Here is a 21,925-nt window from a genome sequence, read left to right on the forward strand (position 1 = left end):
ATTCGGTTTTCTTTTTGTGTCGTTGTAACAAAAAAAGAACGAAAATTCGTTCCCCATAGGGTATTAGGATATTAACAATTTAATTATAATGAAATCCATAAATAAATAATATTTGATAACATTCACAGAATAAACAGGAGAAGAATATGATCCACGAAGATGCAAGTATAATTATCAGAAATTCTATATCCGATGTCTTACCGGATAAAGCAGTTACTGCTGTGTTAAAGAATAAAAAGTTTCTAAATAAGGTATATGTGGTTGCCGTCGGTAAGGCAGCCTGGATCATGGCAGAAACAGCGGGAAAAATATTGGGAAACCAGATACAGAAAGGCCTTATTATAACAAAATACGGCTATTCAAAGGGGGATTTGGAAGGGTTTGAAATCTTAGAAGCAGGACACCCGGTTCCGGATAATAATTCATTATTGGGAACACAAAAAGCCATTGATATGGTGAAAGGATTAAGTAAGGAGGATGAAGTGTTATTTTTATTATCCGGCGGCGGTTCATCCTTATTTGAAATGCCGGTACAGGGAATTACTTTAGAAGATATACAGGAAGTAACCAGAAAGCTTTTAAGTTGCGGAGCAGATATAACGGAAATCAATACAATCAGAAAGCGTTTGTCCAGTGTGAAAGGAGGTAAATTTGCTAAATATTGTGAACCGGCAAGGGTGTGCTCCATCCTATTGTCGGATGTTATAAAAGGAAAAGCAGATATGATTGCTTCGGGCCCGGCTTATCCGGATGTCTCAGCCAGTACGGATGTATATGGAATATTGATCAAATATGATTTGATTTTAGAAGACCATATGATAGAAGCGATAAAAAGGGAAATACCCCAGGAAATAAATAATGTTGAAACTTATGTTACAGGGAGTGTGAGAGATTTTTGTGAGGCGGTAGCAAAATATGCACAGCAGCTTGGGTACAAGCCTTATATTATATCTACTACATTAGATTGTGAGGCCAGAGAAGCGGGGAAATTTATGGCATCCATTGCACGTAGGATGAAAGAAGACGGTAATTACAGGATAAAACCTCCTTGTGCTATTATTGCGGGTGGAGAGACAGTGGTTAAGGTAGAGGGAGAAGGACTCGGTGGAAGAAATCAGGAAATTGCTTTAAGTGCGGCCATTGGTATCAAAGATATGAATGATGTAGTGATATTCTCAGTAAGTTCTGATGGTACTGACGGTCCTACTGATGCGGATGGAGGAATTGTAGATGGGAATACAGTGAATATATTAGAAAATATTGGGATTGATTGTACGAGATATTTAAAAAACAATGATTCCTATCATGCTTTGGAAAAGGCAGGTGCATTGGTATTTACAGGATCAACCGGAACGAATGTAAATGATGTGACGGTTATCCTGTGTAGATAAAAACATAAGGAGGTAAATGAAAATGAAGACATAAGTTAAGAGAATACAAATAGGAGTTAGTGTGAATAGTCCCGCTAAGAGCATGCGGGCCATTAGAAGAATAGCAAAGGCGGCTATTCTTCAGGATTTATGCCCATAAGGCATGGGCGTTAGTGTGAGAATTAATTTTTTTGATTAATTGTAGGTGTGGTAATAATGGGGGATCTAATTAATTCGGAACAGAACTTACATCATTAAATTTCTAATTTTATTTGGTTTAGTAATGGGAGGATAAGAAAAAATGAAAAATATGAAAAGAATGTTAACTATTACAGTTTCCTTAATGATAATTGCAGCGGTTCTGACAGGATGCAGCAGTAATGGAGCCTCAGAAAGTTCCACCGTGGGAACGAAAGAGCAGACTGCTGCTGCTTCGGGGGATGTTTATCAGGTTCACTTTTATGCCTGGACGAATCCGGACAATGTCAAACCGTTAGAAGCAGCATTTAATAAGGAATATGCGGGAAAATATGAATTTGTCTATGAAAAATTGGCGGATGCATCGACTTTGACTATCAACACTGCATTGGCATCCGGAGAAAAAATTGACGTAATGACACAGTCCAGTCAATTTGATCTTCGCCAGCGTGCGGATGGTGGAGCATATATGGGGCTAAAACAGTTCTTTGACAAGGAAGGCTGGGATTATGAAGATATTTTAGGTGACGCTACCGAGGAAACCCAGAATATGAATGGGGATTATTATTCCATACCTTATTGCAACAATATAAATATGGTATTTTTTAATAAGAAGATGTTTGATGCGGCCGGCGTCGAATATCCTAAAACAGGCTGGACCTGGCAGGATTTTAGGGATACTGCGGTTAAACTTACCAGCGGATCAGGAGCTGATAAAGTGTATGGTGCTATGGTAGATGTTGTTGGTGAAGATTTTGCATGGGACTTAATTGCCAGACAGAAACTTGGCAACTTTGCCTATTATAACAAAGATTTCACCGCTTCAACTTTTGATACTCCGCAGATGAAAGAAAGCCTTCAATATTTTGTGGACTTGTCATTAAAAGATAAGTGTATCGTACCACTTGATGAATATACAACCTTAAAATATGAAAATGATACAAACGGTATGCAGGGTCTATATAACGGGAAATATGCAATGTGGATTGCTCCTGTTTATGGTAATTTATATCTTAAATCAAGTTATGGTGAGATTCCGGAGGGAACGGACATTGGTATGGTAAATATGCCGACTTCTGACGGGGGACAGTCAATAACTACCTGCTATTCTTCTACGGCCAGTATTCCTAAAAGTGCTGAAAATCCGGAAGCAGCCTGGGCTTTATTAAAGTTTATAACAATTGACCATGCCGACTTATTTGCAGGACCTAAAGCAATGAGTCCCGGGTATGAGTTTAAAACAGAAGAGGAGGCTACAGCCTTTAATGATCTTATCTTTGATCATGGAAACAGACCGGGTTTTGACTATGATATGGCAATGAAAACCATGTCAGAACCACGTACTTTAGTCAGTAAGGATAATACCCTTATTCAAGGGCAGGCAACCACTACCGAGGTTATGGATGCAGTTATGACATTGGTGTTTAACGGTGAAATGGGTGTAGAGGAAGGCTTGGCGGAACTTAAGACAAAAGTTGACGAGGCAATAAAAAAAGACTTAGCTAATATGAAATAATCCTTTGATATATGGTTCGGTAAAGTCTTAAAATAACAAGCTGCGGAATAATTTGATATATTCCGCAGTTTGTATGAAAGGTTGTGATTAAGATTTCTACTTTAGCAAAAATAAGAACTGAAAAAGCAAAAACGCTGAATCTGCAAAGAAAAGAAAATCTTGCTGGGTATGCTTTTATTCTCTTAAATTTTTTCGGTTATATTGCTTTTAAACTGATTCCTCTTTTATTTGCGTTAGGTCTGAGTTTTTCGGACTGGAATTTTGTTTCCGGACTTAAAAATATTAAATTTGCGGGGATATCCAATTACAGTAAGCTTTTTTCGGATAGTGTTTTTATAACATCCCTGATTAATACGGTAATTTATGGTGTTGTTATGGTACCCATTGCTATTTTCTTATCCCTGTTATTTGCAGTAATATTAAATGAATATGTATTTGGGAAGGGTTTGCTTCGTTTGGCATTTTATCTTCCTAATGTTTCTTCTATGGTGGCGGTTTCCGTTGTGTGGATGATATTATTTCTGCCGTCCTATGGACCGATAAATCAGTTCTTAAGTGCAATTGGATTTGAGAAACCGCCCAGATGGCTCAATGCCAGCAGTACCTCCTTACTTTCCATTATTATTGTTGGTATTTGGCAGAGAATTGGTTACAACATTATTATTTTTCTGGCAGGGTTGCAGGGAATATCAAAATCCTTGTACGAATCGGCTGAAATTGACGGGGCGAATGGCATACAAAAATTCTTTTATATTACAATACCCTCTCTTTCTAATACAATGTTTCTGATAACCATGTTATCTTTTATCAGTTCCTTTCAGGTATTCACTCCTGTTCAGGTTATGACACAGGGCGGGCCGGGTAATTCATCTTCGGTTCTTGTATATTATATTTATAAAACTGCGTTCCAATACAGTGATATAGGATATGCAAGCGCTATGTCCTGGGTATTGTTTTTCCTGGTATTTATCTTTTGTGCAGGCCGAATATTGGTATCAAATAGGAAAAAAGAATAAGAGAAGAAATATTACAAATAGAAAGAGGTGGTTTCTGATGAGTTATAGCGACCGAAAGAAAGCAATAAAAATTGTTTTTACTATTTTAATGGGTGTCATTTCTATCTTAATGATAATTCCTTTTGTATGGATGCTTTCCGCATCTTTTAAACCGGATAACGAGATTTTTAGTTTCCCGATTGCCTGGATTCCTAAAAAAGTTACTTTAACCAATTATAACCGTGTATGGAATTCCAATGTACCATTTACTACGTTTTTTATGAATTCAGTAAAAGTGACTACGCTTTCGGTAATTGGGGAAGTATTTACCAGCGCTCTTGCAGCATACGCCTTTGCCAAAATTAAATTTAAAGGCCGGGAGCTTATTTTCCTGATTTACCTTTCTACACTGGCTTTTCCGAATCAGATGATGTTAATTCCGCGTTTTGTTGTTTTTCGTGAAATAGGAATATATAACACGCATCTCGCACTGATTTTACCAGGGATGTTTACTGCTTTTGGGACATTTCTTCTACGTCAGTTTTTTATGTCGGTTCCGGAAGAATTGTGTGAATCCGGTAAGGTAGACGGAGCAAGTCATTTAGTTATTTTTCTAAGGATTATGATACCACTTGCTATACCGGCTTTTAGCGCACTTATTATTTTTCAATTTGTTTCATCCTGGAATGAATATGAATCTGCCCTGGTATATATCCGGGATAAGCGGTTAGCGACTATTCCGTTAGGACTTAATTTTTTTAAAGATGAGAATTCAACCAGTTATGGTGCAATAATGGCGGCATCTGTTTGTTCTCTGATACCAATTTTTACGGTTTTCCTCATTTTTCAGAAACAATTTGTGGCTGGGATTGCTACTACCGGAATGAAAGAGTAAGTCACGGAGTAGGTGAAAATCATATAATTGCAGGAATGATATCTGCATATATATAAACTGTAAATGAGAAGGATTAACAGAGATTTTAATAGCTATTTGATACAGAAATAAAGGAGAATTGAATATATGAATGAGGATATTTATCTATCCGTGTGTTATTTAGATGTTAATAACAGCTCTTTATTTGGGAAGAAAGAATTTGAAGAAGCTTTAGCCGACAAGGGAGTAAAGTTACATATCTATAACCACTGGATTCAGTGGGATAGAAGCGAAGATTATATTGTGGTCATTGGCACCATCTTGGATCAGCGTATTCAGGTATTACTTGAAAGCAATGGAATAGATATGTTACGTGAACCGGAAAGTATTATCTGTGAGTGGTGTGATACACAGAATGGAAAGGCCCTGGTACTTACGGGGGCGGATGATGTGGGATTGATGTACCTGCTTCTTGATATGGCACGAAAGATACGAAGTAAGGGTTTGGCTGCACTTAATAAAACTGAAAGTTATACAGAGGCGCCGGAGAATAAAGTAAGATGCCTGGACCGATATCTATTGGGACATCTTGATAATGAATGGTTTCTGTCGGAGGATTTCTGGAATTATTATTTACCACGTCTTGCAAGAGCAAGATTTAACCGGTTTTGTCTGATTATCGGTTTTGATACGGCGTATATGTCACCTCCGTATCCTTTCTTTTTACAGGCAGAGGGATATGAACATATAAAGGTAACGTCATATAACAGAGAAGACAGGAATAAAAATTTGGAGGCATTACGTAACATAGCAGCATTATGCCATAAGTACGGAATGAAATTTATATTGGCGACCTGGCAGCAGAGACCCTGGACAACAGCACAGGATCAACTGGTTGAGGGGCTTCCAAAAGGCGAACAGGAATTGAATGCTTATTGTTATGAGGGTTTGAAAGCTATAATAAAGGCTGTTCCGGATATTGATATAATTCAGTTTCGGGTTAATCATGAATCTGGTGTGGGTACACAGGTGTCGGCAGAAGACTTTTGGAACCATTGTACGGATGCCGTTGCAGATGCCTCTTTGGAATTAGGGAAAGATATGACCTTGGATCTTCGGGCGAAAGGACTCACCGATTCTATGATAGCCCATGCATTTTCCAGAGGCCTAAAAGTAGAAGTACCTACTAAATACTGGTGTGAGCATGCTGCCCTACCTTACCACCTGTCGGTTATGCGCAGCGAAGAGCTTGCGCAACTGGATAATTATAACCATTCAAGGCGGTATTCCTATGCAAATATGTTAAAAAAACCAAAATATTATAATGTAATTTACCGTCTATGGAATTATGGCTCTACCAATCTATTCTTATGGGGCGATGCGGATTATGCAAAACGTTTTTCTAAAAGTTGCAGCTTATCCGGTTCCACAGGCTTTCAGGTAAATGCGCCGTTATCTTTAAAATACGGTCACGAGTTATCCCACAAAGAGGCCTGGAATACGTTTAAAGATCCGGGTTTACGTTCCGGCAGGTGGGAAGACGAAAGATTTTGGATGTGGTATACCGTCTTCGGACGCCTGGGTTACAATTCCGATACAGCTTGCGAAGTGTGGGCAGAGGAGTTTATTTCCCGTTTTGGTGAGAAATCCGGCCTGATTTTAGAACAAGCCTTAGGGGCAGCCAGTAAGATTATACCATTGGTCACGACCGTGCACATGCCGGTTCATCCGTCTCTTCGGTATTGGACCGAAATGAATACAGGCTGGGCTCTATTTGCCGAAAATAATTTAAATAAGACCGAAGACTATGATTATCAAAAAGATATAACCTATGGTTCAACCGAACCAAGTGATCACGGTTTGTTTTATGGCATTGATGAATACGCTTATGCTTTGGTAAGAGGGGAATTTTCCGGAAAATATTCACCGGTACAATATTCTGAATGGCTTGATGATCTAGCACATCAGGTAGAGAATTCGTTAGTTTTATTAAAGGAGTTCGATGGTAACCAGGATAAGGCGGAATATCTGGCGATGATTACAGATTTAACAATGCTGATAGAGTTTTCGCGTTATCATGCTTACAAAATAAAGGCAGCTTTAGCACTTGCCTATTGGCGATTCTCCAATAAAGCCGGGTATCTGTCTGATTGCAGTCTGCTATTAAATAATGCGGTAAAACACTGGAAGGCTTTGGCTGAGCTTGGACTTAAAGTTTATTATGATGACTTAAATTTTGGTTCGGCTGGTTCTAAGACCCGCCGGGGTACCTGGGATGATCTGACTTGCGAATTAGTGGCTGATCAGGATACCCTGGAAAAAATTATTATCCAAAACCAAATTAAGAAGGATGATTCTCTTATGAATACCTATTTACCTGGTGAAGAGATAAAAATAAAATCAGTATTTCCTGATAAAATTAATGCTTTAGAAAGTTTAAAGGTAAAAGTAAGTATTGTTGGTAATACCCATATACATGAGCTTCCGCTCCTGCATTACCGCCACGTAGATCAGACAGAGGGGCTGTTTCATTCTATAAAAATGTACCCGGACGGTGAGGAATATAAAGCGGTAATTCCTGCGGATTATATAACGGCTCAGTGGGACCTTATGCTGTATATTACTGTACAGGAAGCTTCCGGTGACTGTACCATGTATCCGGGTATTTACCATCCGGAATTTCTTTTTCCGTATCATGTTATTAAAGTCGAAAGACAGGTAGTGTAAATAGTCTCGCCAAGAACGTGTGAGCCAAAAGTCGTTAACACGAGGCTTCTGAAGTAACAGAATGGCTTTTCATCAGAATTTAAGCTGGAGCCAGCAACAAAATATTTTAGTGTAAAAATGAATTTTAGCATATAAATTTGTTCCTGCGGATCAGAGTTCGCAGGTTATGAGAAAGGTATGGTTATTTTAATGAGTGAAAAATATATTACAGAAAATTTAAAAACCCGTATCCGCTATGAATGCGATACGGTTGTTGCCGGCGGAGGTACGGCAGGTATTGTAGCAGCAATTGCCGCCGCAAGAAACGGTGCCAGGACGATTCTCATTGATCGGTATGGCTTCTTAGGAGGGACCATGGTAAATGGAGCAGGTCCTTTACACAGTTTTTTTAATTTATATAAAGCATTTGAGGGCGTGGAGAAACTTCAGGTAGTACGGGGAATTCCGGGTGAAATTATTGAACGTATGAAAGCCTGCGGTGGTTCTCCGGGACATCTGGATCAGGATAAAGGCGGTAATTATGATTCTGTAATTACCCTGATAGACTGGGAAATATTTAAGGATGTTGCCTTTCAAATGATGGAAGAGTGTAACGTAAAAGTTTTATTACATACCATGGTATCGGGTGTAATGAAAGAAGGCAATGTTGTAAAAGGTTTAATTATAGAAGGAAAGTCCGGCCGTGAGGCGGTTATGGCTAAGACAGTAATTGATACGACCGGTGATGGTGACGTTGCTGCTTTCTCCGGTGCCGGTTTTAAAAAGAAGCATGACACAACTTCTGCTGGGATGCCCTTTGGTATGCTTAATGTGGATCTGCCGCGGCTTGTTAAGTTTTTGGAGGAGCGGGATATGATCACCCAGCTTGTCCGTTCAGACAAGGGCAGTGAAACAGATGATATCCTGCGTTTAGGTTTTGATTTGAAGAAAATTCCTGTTTTTAAAGAATTTATGGATAAGTCCGGTATGTGGGGGCCACTTGGGTTTTCCATTTATGAAGGTAATTTTACCTATATAAACTCCGCTACTTTGCGCAATATTGATGCGACAGACACAGAAATACTATCAAATGCTGCGATTATACTTAGGCATCAGGTAATGACATTTGCAAAAATGTTAAAGGAACATATTCCCGGTTTTGAAAAAGCTTATGTCAATTGGACACCGGACAGCATTGGAGTGCGTTATACCCGTGTGGTGGAATGTGAACATGATATGTCTTTGGAGGAAATTGTAGAAGGAAAACGTTTTGATGATGAAGTTATGCTATATGGATTTCATGATTGTGCACCAAGAATTATGATTAAAAACGGTGGATATTATGGAATTCCGTACCGTGCCTTATTACCAAAAGCTATAGACGGACTTTTAGTGGCCGGCAGGTTGATAACCAGTGAATGGGAAGCACATATGTCTACCCGCAATACCGTATCTTGTATGGCACAGGGCCAGGCCGTCGGTACTGCCGCGGCTATTTGTGCCAGGGAGGGAATACAACCCCGGGAACTGGATGTTAAGGAGCTGCAGAAGACACTTCGGGAACAGAATGTATTCCTTGGATAACTATTATAATGTATTAAAGATTAAGGTTGATTAATGGTCATAAAATTGAGTCAAAGGAGGTGATGGTATTCTTAAGCAAAAATTTGACGTATATATTCCTTTGGAGAAAAACCCATAATTTTTTTAAATACTCTGGAAAAATAAAGACTATCCTCAAACCCAACGGAATACCCAACGGAACTTATGGATAATTTTGTGGTACTTAATAACTGGCAGGCCTGGCGGATACGATATTCCATAATAATGTGGATCGGTGATTGCCGGTATTGTCCCATAAAGAGCCTGTATAATTGGCTTCTGCTTATACCTGTATAATCAGCAACATCCTGTACAGTCAGGTGCCTAGAGTAATTTTGTTCTATGTATTCCATTGCTTTGATCAGATATATTGCTGATACATTATGATTCACTTGTTTCTGTGATTCTGTCTTCACAAAGGAAGAAAGTGCCAGCATCAGTAAACCTGACATCCTGATTTTGGAGAAAGCATCGTTGCCTTTTGAATTAAATATATCTGTCAGCAGAGAGGTAAAGTTATTTTCTAAATCGGTATAAATTACTGGATTATCCTTTGTGAAAGCGGTCTGATTTAGTATTATACCTGCATCGTTACCATTAAAACCAACCCAATAATATTCCCAAGGATCATTTTCATCGGCATAGTAAGTTACTTCGGTATTCGGATAGATGAGAAAGGTATTTCCGGCTCCGATTTCATAAATCGACTTTCCGGTCTGATAGACTCCTTTTCCGGTGATAACATGATGAATTAAATAGAAGTTGCGGATTCCCGGACCCCACTGATACAGGCTTTTACACTTTTCCATTCCGACATTGTAAACACGGAGGGAAAGGACATCATCTCCATTTGAATGAAAGGATAATTTATTGTTTTCCGGCATAATATTTCTCCTTTTTTATGATTGGTTTATTGGGCTGGATTTCGCAGGAAGTAGAATTGGTATTATTTTAATACGATATAGCTGGTATAAGATTAAAACAACAGCTTAGCTGACCCGGAAACCCCTTTAATAATGATTATAGGATGAGTAGGATTAAAATGCAATAATAATCCATATAATTACAACATTAGTTAATTGCGGATTCATTTGCAAAAAGATATACTGTAATTACAGTAAATCGATTTACAAGTTAATAATAATAAAGGAGAAATCCCATGAAAATCCTCATAACAGGTGGAGCCGGTTATATTGGGTCCCATATAGGTATTGAATTGTTAAACAATGGCTATGATATTATTATAATCGATAATTATTGTAATTCTGACCGTAACGTTATTCGGATTATGCAACAAATAGCAGGAAAAAGCTTTCTAAGCTACGATTGTGATTTACGAGATAAGCACCAGATGGAGATGGTCTTTCGGGAAAATGCTATTTCAGCAGTAATTCATTGTGCAGGCTTAAAATGTGTTCCGGAATCAATTGCAAATCCAATCCCGTATTATCAGAATAACATCGGGGGAACATTAAATCTGTTAGAATGTATGAAAAGATATGGTGTGTATAAAATCGTATTCAGTTCTTCTGCAACCGTATACGGATTAAATAATCCGGTGCCATATAAAGAAGAAATGTTACTATCTGCAACCAATCCCTATGGTTGGACAAAAATTATGATTGAACAGATATTAAAGGATTTTACAACAGCTGAGAAAGATATGAAAGCGGCAATACTAAGATATTTCAATCCAATCGGTGCCCATCCCAGCGGACTGATTGGTGAAAAACCGGAGGGTATCCCTAACAATCTGATGCCTTATCTATGCCAGGCAGCAGCAGGAAAATTACCATCAATCAAAATATGCGGAACGGATTACCGGACAGCAGACGGAACGGGTGTGCGTGATTATATTCATGTATGTGACCTTGTGAAAGGACACGTTAAAGCGCTGGAAAAGCTTGACTTTTTGACGGGAACAGAAATCTATAACCTGGGAACCGGAAAAGGAAGCTCTGTTCTAAAGCTGATTACCACTTTTGAAACAGTTAACGGAATTAAGTTGAAAAGGGAAATCAGTAAAAGACGTCCGGGTGATATTGATGAAAGTTATGCCGATGTCAGTAAAGCAGATAAAGAGCTTGGCTGGAAGACCGAACTTAGCCTGGAGGATATGTGCAGGGACAGTTGGAATTATATTAAAAAGAATTACGCAGTTAGTACAGAGTGAATCCTAAGAACATGAGAATCCTTTGTAATGTTCTATTATAGACTTATGTGATATACTTTCTTTTGTGCCTTTACGTTCGGCACAGTCAGAAAATATAACCGGACCGTTTGAATTTAAAACGGTCCGGTTATCAATTTCTTCAATCCACCTTCCCTAAAGTTACGGTCAAAATATTATAACCAGCGATGAAAAGGTTATACTGTTATAAAAGAAATTAAAGGTTACTGTTCACCGAATTGCTGCTTTTTGCAGGGGAGTGAACAGTAACAATTAGAGAATTCGAATAGAAAGAAAAACAAATATTACCTTGCATTTATAAATCAAACATCTTAAAATAAAAGAAATAGAGCGCTAGTGTAAATAGTCTCGCAAAAGACCTGCGAGGCAAAAAAGAATAGCAAAGGACGCTGTTTTTCACATAGCAAATTTGTGCTAACGTCCTAATTCGCGGGTATCTGCAGAATGGAGGGTTTATAAGCAATGACGGTTCAGGAAATTCTAGTAGGGCAAAGGGAATTTTTTAATACCGGTTCAACCAGATCGGTTTCTTTTCGAAAGAATGCGCTGAAGAAACTAAGGATGGCAATTATTAATAATGAAAATCAAATTGCAGAGGCACTTAAGAAAGATTTAAACAAATCCGGATTTGAAAGTTACATGACGGAAATCGGAATTGTTTTAGATGAAATCAAAACATTAATAAATCATCTGTCAAAGTGGTCAGCCGCCAGGTACGTTAAAACGCCACTGGCTCAATTTTATGGCAGAAGTTTTATTTTACCGGAGCCTTATGGAGTTGTATTAATTATGTCACCTTGGAATTATCCGTTTCAGTTAAGCATTGCCCCTCTGGTAGGAGCCATAGCAGCAGGAAACTGCGTTATTCTTAAACCGTCGGCTTATGCACCCAATGTATCACGTGTTATGGCTGACCTTCTAACCGGGTGTTTTCCACCCAAATATGTTAGGGTAATACAGGGAGGCAGAAAGGAAAATACGGAGTTATTAGATCAGAAATTTGATTATATTTTCTTTACCGGAGGAGTTGAGGTAGGAAAACTGGTTATGGAAAAAGCAGCGAAGCATTTAACTCCCATCAGCCTGGAACTAGGAGGAAAAAGTCCTTGTATCGTTGACAAAACGGCGGATCTTGATTTAGCCGCAAAAAGAATTGCCTTTGGTAAATTTATTAACTCCGGGCAGACTTGTGTAGCTCCTGACTATTTGTATGTACAGGAGGAAATTAAAGAAAAGCTTGTTAATTTACTTAATAAATATATAAAGGTATTTTTTGGTGAAAATCCTTTGGATAATCCGGATTACCCTAAAATTATTAATGAAAAACATTATAAGAGAATTATTGGATTAATTGAGGGCGAACACATTCTAACGGGCGGTTATGGTATTATCAAAAATTTTGAAGATAATAATTTATCTAAGGATAATAAAATTTCTGAAGATGATAATAGTTCTAAGAATAAAAATACCTCTGAAGATGACACTATATCTAAGGGTAACAATAGCCCTGAGGTTAATAAGTTATCTAAGGATAGTAAAAGTTATGAAGATAATTATAATTCTAAGATAACTGATACAGAGAATAAAGTGTATCAGATCGCACCCACTATTTTAGATGGAATTATCCCGGATTCTAAAATAATGCAGGAAGAAATATTTGGGCCCGTTCTGCCGATTATGACTTATAAGAATATAAAAGAAGTAACTGGTTATGTAAACAGTAGACCTAAACCATTAGCTTTATATCTGTTTACAACAGATAAAAAAACGGAACGATCCATATTAAAAAATGTTTCGTTCGGAGGCGGATGTATTAATGATACCATTATACATCTGGCAACACCATATATGGGATTTGGCGGTGTAGGTGAAAGCGGGATGGGAAGCTATCATGGTAAATACAGCTTTGAAACTTTCAGCCATATGAAAAGTATCGTAAAAAAAGCAAACTGGATTGATCTTCCTATGCGTTATCATCCTTATACCAAAGAAAATGAGAAGTTAATCCGATTTTTTCTAAGATGAAAGATTTAGCCGCCCAGCTACCTAAACTGGTATTATGAAAAAGGAGCTGGTATTATAAGAAAGGAGATACTATGGAATTTAAACATGAAAGTAACCGAATCTATCTTAACGATGAGAATGGTAATATGATTGCGGAGGTAACCTTTCCGGCAATTTCTGAAAATGCAGTGAATATTGATCATACCTATGTAGATGATTCCTTGAGGGGTCAAGGAATTGCAGGAAAATTAATGGAGGAAGTGGTACAACAGTTAAAAGAAGAGAATAAGAAAGCAAATCTTACCTGTTCTTATGCAGTAAAATGGTTTGAGAAAAATATACAGTACAGGGATTTGCTATTAAGCAAGGACTATTAAAAAAGTTTAAAAGCTGTTTTAGGAGCGGTGATGAATATACAAATATTTGGTAAATCAAAATGCTTTGATACAAAGAAAGCAGAACGATATTTTAAAGAAAGAAGAATTAAATATCAGCTTATTGATCTTGGAAAATACGGAATGAGCATGGGGGAATATAAAAGTGTTAAATCAGCTGTCGGCGGATTAAGCAAGTTGATGGATGAAACCTCTAAAGAATATGAAGAAAACTTTGTGAAATACTTGTCGGATGAAGCAGATAAAGAAGAGAAACTTTTAGAACATCCGCGAATGTTTCAGACTCCCATTGTAAGAAACGGAAAGCTGGCAACGGTGGGGTTCAGACCGGAAATCTGGAAGGATTGGGTTTAATACATGAATATGAATCTTGAATATTATAAAATATTCTATTATGTTGCTAAATTCGGAAGTTTCACAAGTGCAGCAGAAGAATTATGTATTTCACAGCCTGCTGTTAGTCAGGGTATTAAGCTGTTAGAAACTAATTTAGGCAGTAATCTGTTTATTCGTACCCAGAAAGGAGTTAAACTTACACCCGAAGGTGAAGTTTTATACTCCTACATAGCAAGAGGTTATGAAACTATACTTCTTGGAGAAACCAAGTTTAAAAAGATGATTGATTTGGAAAATGGTGAAATCCGTATTGGTGCAAGTGATATGACACTCCAATTTTATCTGCTTTCTTTTCTGGAAGCCTTTCATATGAAGTATCCGGGAATTAAAGTGACGGTTACCAATGCGCCTACACCTGAGACTTTGGAGTATCTCTATGACGGCAAAATTGATTTTGGAGTAGTTAGTGCTCCATTTCAGGCGAAAGCTGAAATAAATTCCAGAAAGGTGAAAGAAATACGGGATATATTTGTTGCAGGCAGCAGATTTCAAAACCTGAAGGATAGAACCCTCGAATATGCCGATCTGGAAAAGTTACCGATTATTTGTCTGGAACGAAATACCAGTACCAGAAGATACCTCGATGAAATACTAAAAAATAATGGAGTTATCTTGCAGCCTGAGTTTGAATTGGCAACCAGTGATATGATAGTACAATTTACCTTAAGAAACCTTGGTATTGGCTCCGTGGTCAGAGACTTTGCAGAAAAGTTCATTAGAAGCGGAGAGCTTTTTGAACTAAAGTTTCAAAGGCAAATACCGGCAAGAAATTTTTGCATTATTACCAGTGACAAAAACCCTGTTTCAACCGCAGCCAGAGAATTATTGGATATGATGAAATAAGAATTATAATTGATACGATGAAATAAATATTTATAATTGATATGTGTCAATAAATTAATAGATATTTCAGATACATTTAATTAATAAATATTGCAAGCAATATTTGCTTGCTAACTTACAATATTATCAGGGAGATGGAGTGAAAATTACAAGTAATATTCAAGTTTTATTTAGGCATTTTCGCAAGTAAAAGTGCGAAATGCGAGGGGGGTATATGAAAGAATGGTTTACAACAGAACAACTAGATGAGAATACTTATGCCATAAGTGAATACGGTCATTGGGAACAGGCACATTCCTATCTTTTAATGGGAAGTAAGCTTGCTCTTTTAATTGATACCGGGTTAGGAATAGGAAATATTAAAAAAGAGGTAAACAAACTGACAGACCTGCCTGTTAAGGTGGTCACTACACATGCTCACTGGGATCATATCGGCGGGCATGCTTATTTTGATGATATAGCTGTACATAAAGCGGATGCTGTCTGGCTAAAAGACGGATTACCCATTCCTAAATCGGTAATCATATATAATATTATTAGTAAGCCTTTCAAGATACCAAAGCCGAAAGAATTTCAGATTGAAAATTATGAGATTTATACCGGTAATCCAAACAGTCTTTTAGAGGATGGAGATAGTATTGATTTAGGTAACAGGAGTGTCACTGTCATTCATACGCCGGGACATTCACCGGGTCATATCTGCTTATGGGAAAAGGACAGAGGGTATTTATTCACAGGGGATTTAATTTATAAAGGAACCTTATACGCTTTTTATCCCAGTACCAACCCCTTGCAATTTAAGCAATCTGTTGATAAAATAAGTAACCTGGATTTTGTCAGAAGAATATTGCCTGGACATAATGAAATCAATATCAAACCGGAATTAATACAGAAAGTAAAAGACGGCTTTGAAATGCTTGACCAGCAAGGAGTGTTAAAGCAGGGAAGCGGGATAATCCGATTCGAGGAATTTAGTATTCAACTGTAATCTACAGGCGTATTAGTTACTAATAGGTAATTGCGAAACAATATAGTTATCTAAATATGACATACAATTGATACGAAATTTATAGCTTCAGTTGCCTTTAGGGGCAAGATTCAGCTCTAAAATTGTATGAATTATATGTCATATAAATGCAAGTTTTGAGTTTCGTGGTTGCCTATAAATTACTATTAGAGAAAGGGATGCCATATTTTCTTTATATGGCTGTATTGCAGCAAACTGTAATATAAAAGGTTTTAGGATGAAACGAATAGCAAAATTTCATAAAGTGAGTTTAGAACAGTTTAGTAAGGATTGGATTGATACTTTTCCGGACGCGGATAAGGAATCAGTAAAAAAAGTTTATGAAGAAATAAAGTTACCCAAACGTGCAACAACAGGATCAGCGGGTTATGATTTTAACACTCCCTTATCTTTTACCTTAGCTCCGGGTGAGTCGATTAAGATACCTACCGGAATTCGTGTAGAAATGGAGGAAAACTGGGTACTAAAGTGTTATCCCAGAAGCGGTCTTGGATTTAAATTCCGTCTCCAGATGGATAATACGGTTGGTATTATAGACAGCGATTATTTTAATTCGGATAACGAGGGCCATATATTTGCAAAGATTACAAATGATACCAATGGAGGAAAAACGGTAGAACTGCAAGCCGGTACCGGATTTATGCAGGGAATTTTTGTAGAATACGGTATCACTGTTGATGATGAAGTGGAAGAGAAAAGAAACGGCGGATTCGGAAGTACTACGAAATAAAAAGATACCTGCCCGATGTTCCCTGTAGAAAAATATAAAATAAAAAAATTACTTTATGTGCTTCCCGCCAACTTAAATACTGCGTATGCGGTATGAAATATAAGTGTATTGTTACAGTAAAATAGAAAATTTCATAGTATTAAAGAATAGGAAGAGCAGTATTGCTTTGGCATTACTGCTTTCGCCTTATATACCTAATACTCCCAATGCTTTGGTATGGAAATCATGTAGTGGAAACTTATACCAAATTCTACTCAGTTTGCAGCTCTTAGTTTTTTCCACTTGCGGATTTTGCTGCGGAAAGATATAAAAGGTGCCACCGTATTAATATGAATCCATTTCCAAATCGGCCAATTTGACGGAGTTGAGGATGCCCACTTCCTTTTGCCCGTGCCGAATAGTTCATCGTCAATCAATGTATTGACCCATTCGGTAAATTGACCAACCGCATCAACAAACATCCGTTGCAGTTCCTTAAGAGAATAACCCTGGTATTGTTTATAAAATTCATGATATAAATCGCCCAGGTGATTCCATTTGTAACCGGGAGCAGGTGTAATTACTTCCTTGCCCTTCAACTCATCCTGATCCCAGTGGAGTATTAATTGCATCCAGCCAAGTTGGTAGGCTATCATTTCCTGCGGAGTTTTATCTACTAATTCAAAACGCAGTTCCTTGTCTGCATCTTCAACATCTTCATATTCATTAATAAATAGATCCGCAGTTTTCTTAATTTCATTTATTAAAGATTCTTTATCTTTATATTCCTGCATATTTTTCACATCCTGTACTATTTGTAATGGTCTTTAAAGCTGGCTGTTAATAAGTTTGTAGAGTAAGATTTCAATCAATGATGCAGCTGGCGAAATTCCAATGGAGTAAAACCGGTTGTATTTTTGAACATTGCGATAAAATGGCTTGTATCATGATAACCCACAAGAAAGCTTATCCGACTGATGGCCAGATCCTGGCGGTTTGCAAGTAGTTCTTTTGCTTTGCTCATTCGGTAATTGGTCAAATACGTGTAAGTCCCGCAGCCAAGAAATCGTTTAAACAGCCGGGAAAGGTATTGGGGAGATACATAAACTGTATTTGCGAGATTCTGAATCGTGATATCCTCATTATATTTTGTTTCGATTTCTTTTATTACCGGTGCAACATATCGTAAGTAAAGTGGGTGGTCCAGCTGCTCCAGATAATCCCGAGAGCAGTTCACATTCATTAAGAAAGCATAGCAATCAATGGACAGCTGAACCGGATTAATTTGTCCGGTTTCATGTAAGGATATTATATGGTCAATCCAACCCTGAGAAGAAAAGGCGGTATTCCCTGCTACAGGTATATAACGGTCATTTCCTACTATTTTATGGATATCAGCCTCCAGTTTTCCGGAAAAGGTTACGAATGAGGTTTTCCATATTACCTCATTTGCATGATAGGAATGAGGAATATATGGTGCAATCAGAAGACCGGACCCTTTCGTCAGGTGGAGATGTTTTTCTTCGATGACGACTTCTCCTGCTCCATGTTCTGTCTGTAGCCAATGATAATGGGGGAAACCGTTTTGGCGTTTTACACTTTCCTGGTTCCAGCGGTTACCTATGCTGCCGGTGGTTAAAGGAAGTTCCTGTGAGGTTAGATCAAAGTAAATGGGCATATTCTATCATCCTGTTTCATAATGTTATATTATTTAGTTTAACATATTATACATTTTTTAGATAGCAGCATTTATAATATAGTTTAAATAAACTGTCGAAGACAAGCTGATAGAAAGGTCACTTTTAAACTTTATATATGGCAGTGTCACTGGTCTGTCTGAGATATACTATTAGGAGGTAAGTATGAAAAAAAATTTCAAAAGAATTTTATATGGCGGAGACTATAATCCGAATCAATGGCCGAAAGAAATCTGGGATGAGGATATTCGCCTTTTTCGCAAGGCGGGAATTAATAGTGCGACCATCAATGTATTCTCGTGGGCAAAGATTCAGCCGTCAGAAAATGAATATTATTTTGATGAGCTGGATGAAATAATCGAGATGCTCAGCCGCGAAAACTACGATATTGTATTGGCAACTTCCACAGGAGCATTGCCGGCATGGATGTTCAAGAAATATCCGGAAGTTGCACGGACTGATTTTGAAGGGCACCACCATAAATTCGGACAGAGACACAACGCATGTCCCAACAGCCTGGTTTATCAAAAATTTGCCGGTCGTCTTGCGGGAAAGCTGGCGGAACGTTATGGCAGCAATGAACATGTCACCTGCTGGCATGTCAATAATGAATATGGCGGAGAATGTTTTTGCGAAAACTGTGAGAGGGCATTCCGTGTCTGGCTAAAGGATAAGTACAAAACCATGGAAGCGCTGAATAAGGCGTGGAATTTGGAATTCTGGGGACATACAGTCTACGACTGGGATGAAATAGTCCTGCCGAATGCCTTAAGTGAGGGAATCGATTACGAGAGAACCGCCTTTGCAGGAATGTCTATTGATTACCGCCGTTTTAATTCAGACAGTATGCTTAATAATTATAAAATGGAGCGTGACGCTATTCGCAGTTTCGATCCTCATACACTCATTACAACAAACCTTATGGGAACTTACAAGAATCTGGATTACTTTAAATGGGCAAAAGAGATGGATATTGTATCCTGGGACAGCTACCCCGCTTATGACACACCCTGGAGTATGGTGGCTATGCGCCATGACTTGATGCGCGGGCTGAAAGGGCAGCCTTTTATGTTAATGGAGCAAACGCCAAGCCAGCAAAACTGGCAGCCCTACAATTCTCTGAAAAAACCAGGACAGATGCGTGCACAGAGTTACCAGACTATGGCCCATGGCGCAGATACTATCCAGTTTTTCCAACTTCGCCGTTCGGTGGGTGCCTGTGAAAAATTTCATGGTGCCGTAATTGAACATGCGGGAACGGAAAATACACGGGTTTTCAGAGAAATCAGCAGGCTGGGTGAGGAACTTAAAGCCCTTGGTGACCGGCTTATTGGAGCAGAAAATATTGCTCAGGTAGGAATTCTCTTTGACTGGGATAACTACTGGGCACTGGAATACACCAGCGGTCCGAATAAGGATTTAAAATATGTGGACCAGATACATCAATATTACCGTTACTTTTATGAAAAGAATATCCCAGTGGATATGATTCCGGCAGATGCGGATTTCTCCAAATATAAGGCAGTAATTGCTCCGGTTCTCTATATGGTTAAGGATGGAATGAAACAGAAATTAGAGGACTATGTAAAAAACGGCGGTATATTGGTAACCGGATTTATGAGCGGTATCGTAGACCAGTCGGATAATGTCCATCTGGGCGGTTATCCCGGTCCCTTACGTAAACTTGCCGGTATCTGGGTGGAAGAAATTGATGCCCTTGCCGTTGAGCAGAGTAATACGCTGCGTTTTAAAGATGGTACGGAAGCTGAGTGCCAGTTGTTATGCGATATTATTCATCTGGAGGGTGCGGTTAGTTTAGCTGATTATACCAGTAATTTTTATGCGGCTTCACCCGCGGTGACTAAAAATTCATTTGGACGGGGAACAGTTTATTATGTAGGAACACAACCGGAACCGAAAGCTCTTGATAAAGTTTTGGAGCAGGTTATAACTTTGGCAGAAGTCAAACCTGTCATTGATGAGGAGACCAGGCTGGAGATTGCCTGCCGTTCCATAGCAGGTAAATACTACTACTTTATTATGAACCTGACAGGGGAGACACTTATGCTTCCACAGCTCTTCTTGGGAAAAGAGGATATTTTGACCAGAAATGTATTGACATCTCAAACTACTTTCGCACCATATGATGTTGCACTGGTGTGTGAGGAATAGAATAATGGCTTTTAAATTTTTATAAAATTCTTGAAACAGGCAGCAATACTATAAAGTATCTGCCTGTTTCTTTTGAATAGAGTACTAAGCTAGTGATGCATTAGCTTTATATTCAGATTCTTTCTCTAGAACGATTACAAAATCCATCCCAAATGTGAAAAAATGTTAAAATCGGGTACATAACCTTAAAATCGGGGTGTATTATTCTATGCCTGCAATATTATATACTTTTCTTATGAAATAAAAAAATAAGTACAAGGTGGATGGGAGCATGAAAAATGAATGAGAATCCGAAAAAAATCATGACCAAAAAACAAACAGTTTCGCGCAAAACCTGGAAGCAGGAAATCCAGCACAACTGGCCGCTTTATATAATGATTCTTCCAAGCTTCGTTCTGGCAATTGTTTTCTGTTATGTGCCTATGGGCGGCCTGATCATGGCTTTCCAGAACTACAAGCCATGGATGGGAATCTTTAAATCGGAATTCGTGGGAATGGAAAATTTCAGGCAGATTTTCGAATTTAAAGAATCCTACCAGGCCATTATCAATACACTAATCATAGCCGTCAGCAAAATTATCCTTGGACTTATCGTACCGGTCATCATGGCACTGCTTCTGAATGAGGTAAGGAATGTGGGACTAAAAAAGGGAGTTCAGACGCTGGTGTATCTGCCTCATTTCCTTTCCTGGATAACGGTAGCCGGTATGCTTCGGGATATTTTGGGACTGGATGGAATTGTAAACAGTTTTCTTCAGAAATTCGGCGTGGAGCCTATTTTTTTCCTGGGCGAGGCGGGAATGTTCCGGCAGATTGCAGTCATCTCAGACCTCTGGAAAGGCTTCGGCTTCGGTATGATTGTGTATCTGGCAGCTATTTCGAACATTGACCAGGGTCTTTACGAAGCGGCGGAGGTGGACGGAGCCAATCGTTTGCAGCAAACTCTGCATATTACACTGCCGGGAATCGCACCTATGATTATTGTCATGGCAACACTCAGCCTTGGAAATGTGCTGAATGCCGGGTTCGACCAGATCTTCAACCTGTATTCACCCCTTACCTACAGCACAGGGGATATCATTGATACCTATGTATACCGGCAGTCACTCGTAAATGGACAGTATAGCTTCGGTACGGCGGTGGGACTTTTTAAGTCGGCCATCGGATTGTTCCTTACGGTTGTCTCATATAAGATTGCATATAAATTTGCAGGTTACAGAATCTTTTAGG

Annotated in this window: 18 protein-coding genes; 15 read left to right on the forward strand and 3 right to left on the reverse strand. The window is 38.5% G+C overall.

The features are described from left to right. Nucleotides 1–146 precede the first annotated feature (146 nt). The 6 genes from RBU59_RS19735 to RBU59_RS19760 all read left to right on the forward strand — a co-directional run bounded on the left by RBU59_RS19735 (nt 147) and on the right by RBU59_RS19760 (nt 9,243). The gene (locus RBU59_RS19735) at nt 147–1,391 is read left to right on the forward strand and encodes a glycerate kinase type-2 family protein (protein ID WP_308144193.1); all 1,245 of its coding nucleotides are present in this window, start codon (nt 147–149) and stop codon (nt 1,389–1,391) included. A 280-nt stretch (nt 1,392–1,671) separates the two neighbouring features. Continuing rightward, complete coding sequence (locus RBU59_RS19740; RefSeq protein ID WP_308144194.1) at nt 1,672–3,084, forward strand: ABC transporter substrate-binding protein; 1,413 nt, start codon at nt 1,672–1,674, stop codon at nt 3,082–3,084. Nucleotides 3,085–3,167: 83 nt separating this feature from the next. Next, nucleotides 3,168–4,100, forward strand: coding sequence for a carbohydrate ABC transporter permease (locus tag RBU59_RS19745; protein ID WP_308144195.1), 933 nt, complete (start codon nt 3,168–3,170; stop codon nt 4,098–4,100). Nucleotides 4,101–4,137: 37 nt separating this feature from the next. Continuing rightward, on the forward strand, nt 4,138–4,974 hold the full coding sequence (locus RBU59_RS19750) for a carbohydrate ABC transporter permease (protein WP_308144196.1): 837 nt from the start codon (nt 4,138–4,140) through the stop codon (nt 4,972–4,974). A 126-nt stretch (nt 4,975–5,100) separates the two neighbouring features. Then, a complete protein-coding gene (locus RBU59_RS19755; RefSeq protein WP_308144197.1) occupies nt 5,101–7,680 on the forward strand; it encodes a hypothetical protein in 2,580 nt (859 codons plus the stop codon). Between the two features lie 177 nt (nt 7,681–7,857). Continuing rightward, nucleotides 7,858–9,243: an FAD-dependent oxidoreductase gene (locus tag RBU59_RS19760; protein WP_308144198.1), complete on the forward strand. Its 1,386-nt coding sequence runs from the start codon at nt 7,858–7,860 to the stop codon at nt 9,241–9,243. Between the two features lie 71 nt (nt 9,244–9,314). Here RBU59_RS19760 and RBU59_RS19765 read toward each other — a convergent pair whose 3' ends face one another. Further along, complete coding sequence (locus RBU59_RS19765; RefSeq protein ID WP_308144199.1) at nt 9,315–10,145, reverse strand: AraC family transcriptional regulator; 831 nt, start codon at nt 10,143–10,145, stop codon at nt 9,315–9,317. A 275-nt stretch (nt 10,146–10,420) separates the two neighbouring features. Between RBU59_RS19765 and galE the strand changes: the two genes are divergently transcribed. From galE to RBU59_RS19800, 7 genes are all read left to right on the forward strand, one after another. Continuing rightward, the gene (galE, locus tag RBU59_RS19770; RefSeq protein ID WP_308144200.1) at nt 10,421–11,434 is read left to right on the forward strand and encodes a UDP-glucose 4-epimerase GalE; all 1,014 of its coding nucleotides are present in this window, start codon (nt 10,421–10,423) and stop codon (nt 11,432–11,434) included. Nucleotides 11,435–11,914: 480 nt separating this feature from the next. Continuing rightward, nucleotides 11,915–13,477 (forward strand): aldehyde dehydrogenase, encoded by a 1,563-nt coding sequence (locus RBU59_RS19775; protein ID WP_308144201.1) that lies wholly within the window; start codon nt 11,915–11,917, stop codon nt 13,475–13,477. A 71-nt stretch (nt 13,478–13,548) separates the two neighbouring features. Next, nucleotides 13,549–13,833, forward strand: a complete 285-nt coding sequence (locus RBU59_RS19780) for a GNAT family N-acetyltransferase (protein ID WP_308144202.1) — start codon at nt 13,549–13,551, stop codon at nt 13,831–13,833. 30 nt (nt 13,834–13,863) lie between these two features. Then, the gene (locus tag RBU59_RS19785; protein WP_308144203.1) at nt 13,864–14,205 is read left to right on the forward strand and encodes an arsenate reductase family protein; all 342 of its coding nucleotides are present in this window, start codon (nt 13,864–13,866) and stop codon (nt 14,203–14,205) included. Nucleotides 14,206–14,208: 3 nt separating this feature from the next. Further along, nucleotides 14,209–15,090 carry a LysR family transcriptional regulator gene (locus RBU59_RS19790; protein ID WP_308144204.1) on the forward strand — a complete coding sequence of 294 codons (882 nt, stop codon included), beginning with the start codon at nt 14,209–14,211 and terminating at the stop codon, nt 15,088–15,090. Between the two features lie 214 nt (nt 15,091–15,304). After that, nucleotides 15,305–16,078: an MBL fold metallo-hydrolase gene (locus RBU59_RS19795; RefSeq protein WP_308144205.1), complete on the forward strand. Its 774-nt coding sequence runs from the start codon at nt 15,305–15,307 to the stop codon at nt 16,076–16,078. Between the two features lie 256 nt (nt 16,079–16,334). Next, nucleotides 16,335–16,847, forward strand: coding sequence for a deoxyuridine 5'-triphosphate nucleotidohydrolase (locus tag RBU59_RS19800; protein ID WP_308144206.1), 513 nt, complete (start codon nt 16,335–16,337; stop codon nt 16,845–16,847). 254 nt (nt 16,848–17,101) lie between these two features. On the opposite strand, the gene RBU59_RS19805 is transcribed toward RBU59_RS19800, so the two are convergent. Continuing rightward, complete coding sequence (locus RBU59_RS19805; protein ID WP_308144207.1) at nt 17,102–17,620, reverse strand: ClbS/DfsB family four-helix bundle protein; 519 nt, start codon at nt 17,618–17,620, stop codon at nt 17,102–17,104. 74 nt (nt 17,621–17,694) lie between these two features. Beyond that, a complete protein-coding gene (locus RBU59_RS19810; protein WP_308144208.1) occupies nt 17,695–18,504 on the reverse strand; it encodes a helix-turn-helix transcriptional regulator in 810 nt (269 codons plus the stop codon). A 184-nt stretch (nt 18,505–18,688) separates the two neighbouring features. On the opposite strand from RBU59_RS19810, the gene RBU59_RS19815 reads away from it, so the two are divergent. Beyond that, nucleotides 18,689–20,695: a beta-galactosidase gene (locus tag RBU59_RS19815; RefSeq protein WP_308144209.1), complete on the forward strand. Its 2,007-nt coding sequence runs from the start codon at nt 18,689–18,691 to the stop codon at nt 20,693–20,695. A 278-nt stretch (nt 20,696–20,973) separates the two neighbouring features. Then, nucleotides 20,974–21,924, forward strand: coding sequence for an ABC transporter permease (locus RBU59_RS19820; protein WP_330698368.1), 951 nt, complete (start codon nt 20,974–20,976; stop codon nt 21,922–21,924). Nucleotide 21,925 lies beyond the last annotated feature (1 nt).

Origin of the sequence: Anaerocolumna sp. MB42-C2 (assembly GCF_030913705.1) — a bacterium.
In the GTDB taxonomy this organism is placed as follows: Bacteria; Bacillota; Clostridia; order Lachnospirales; family Lachnospiraceae; genus Anaerocolumna.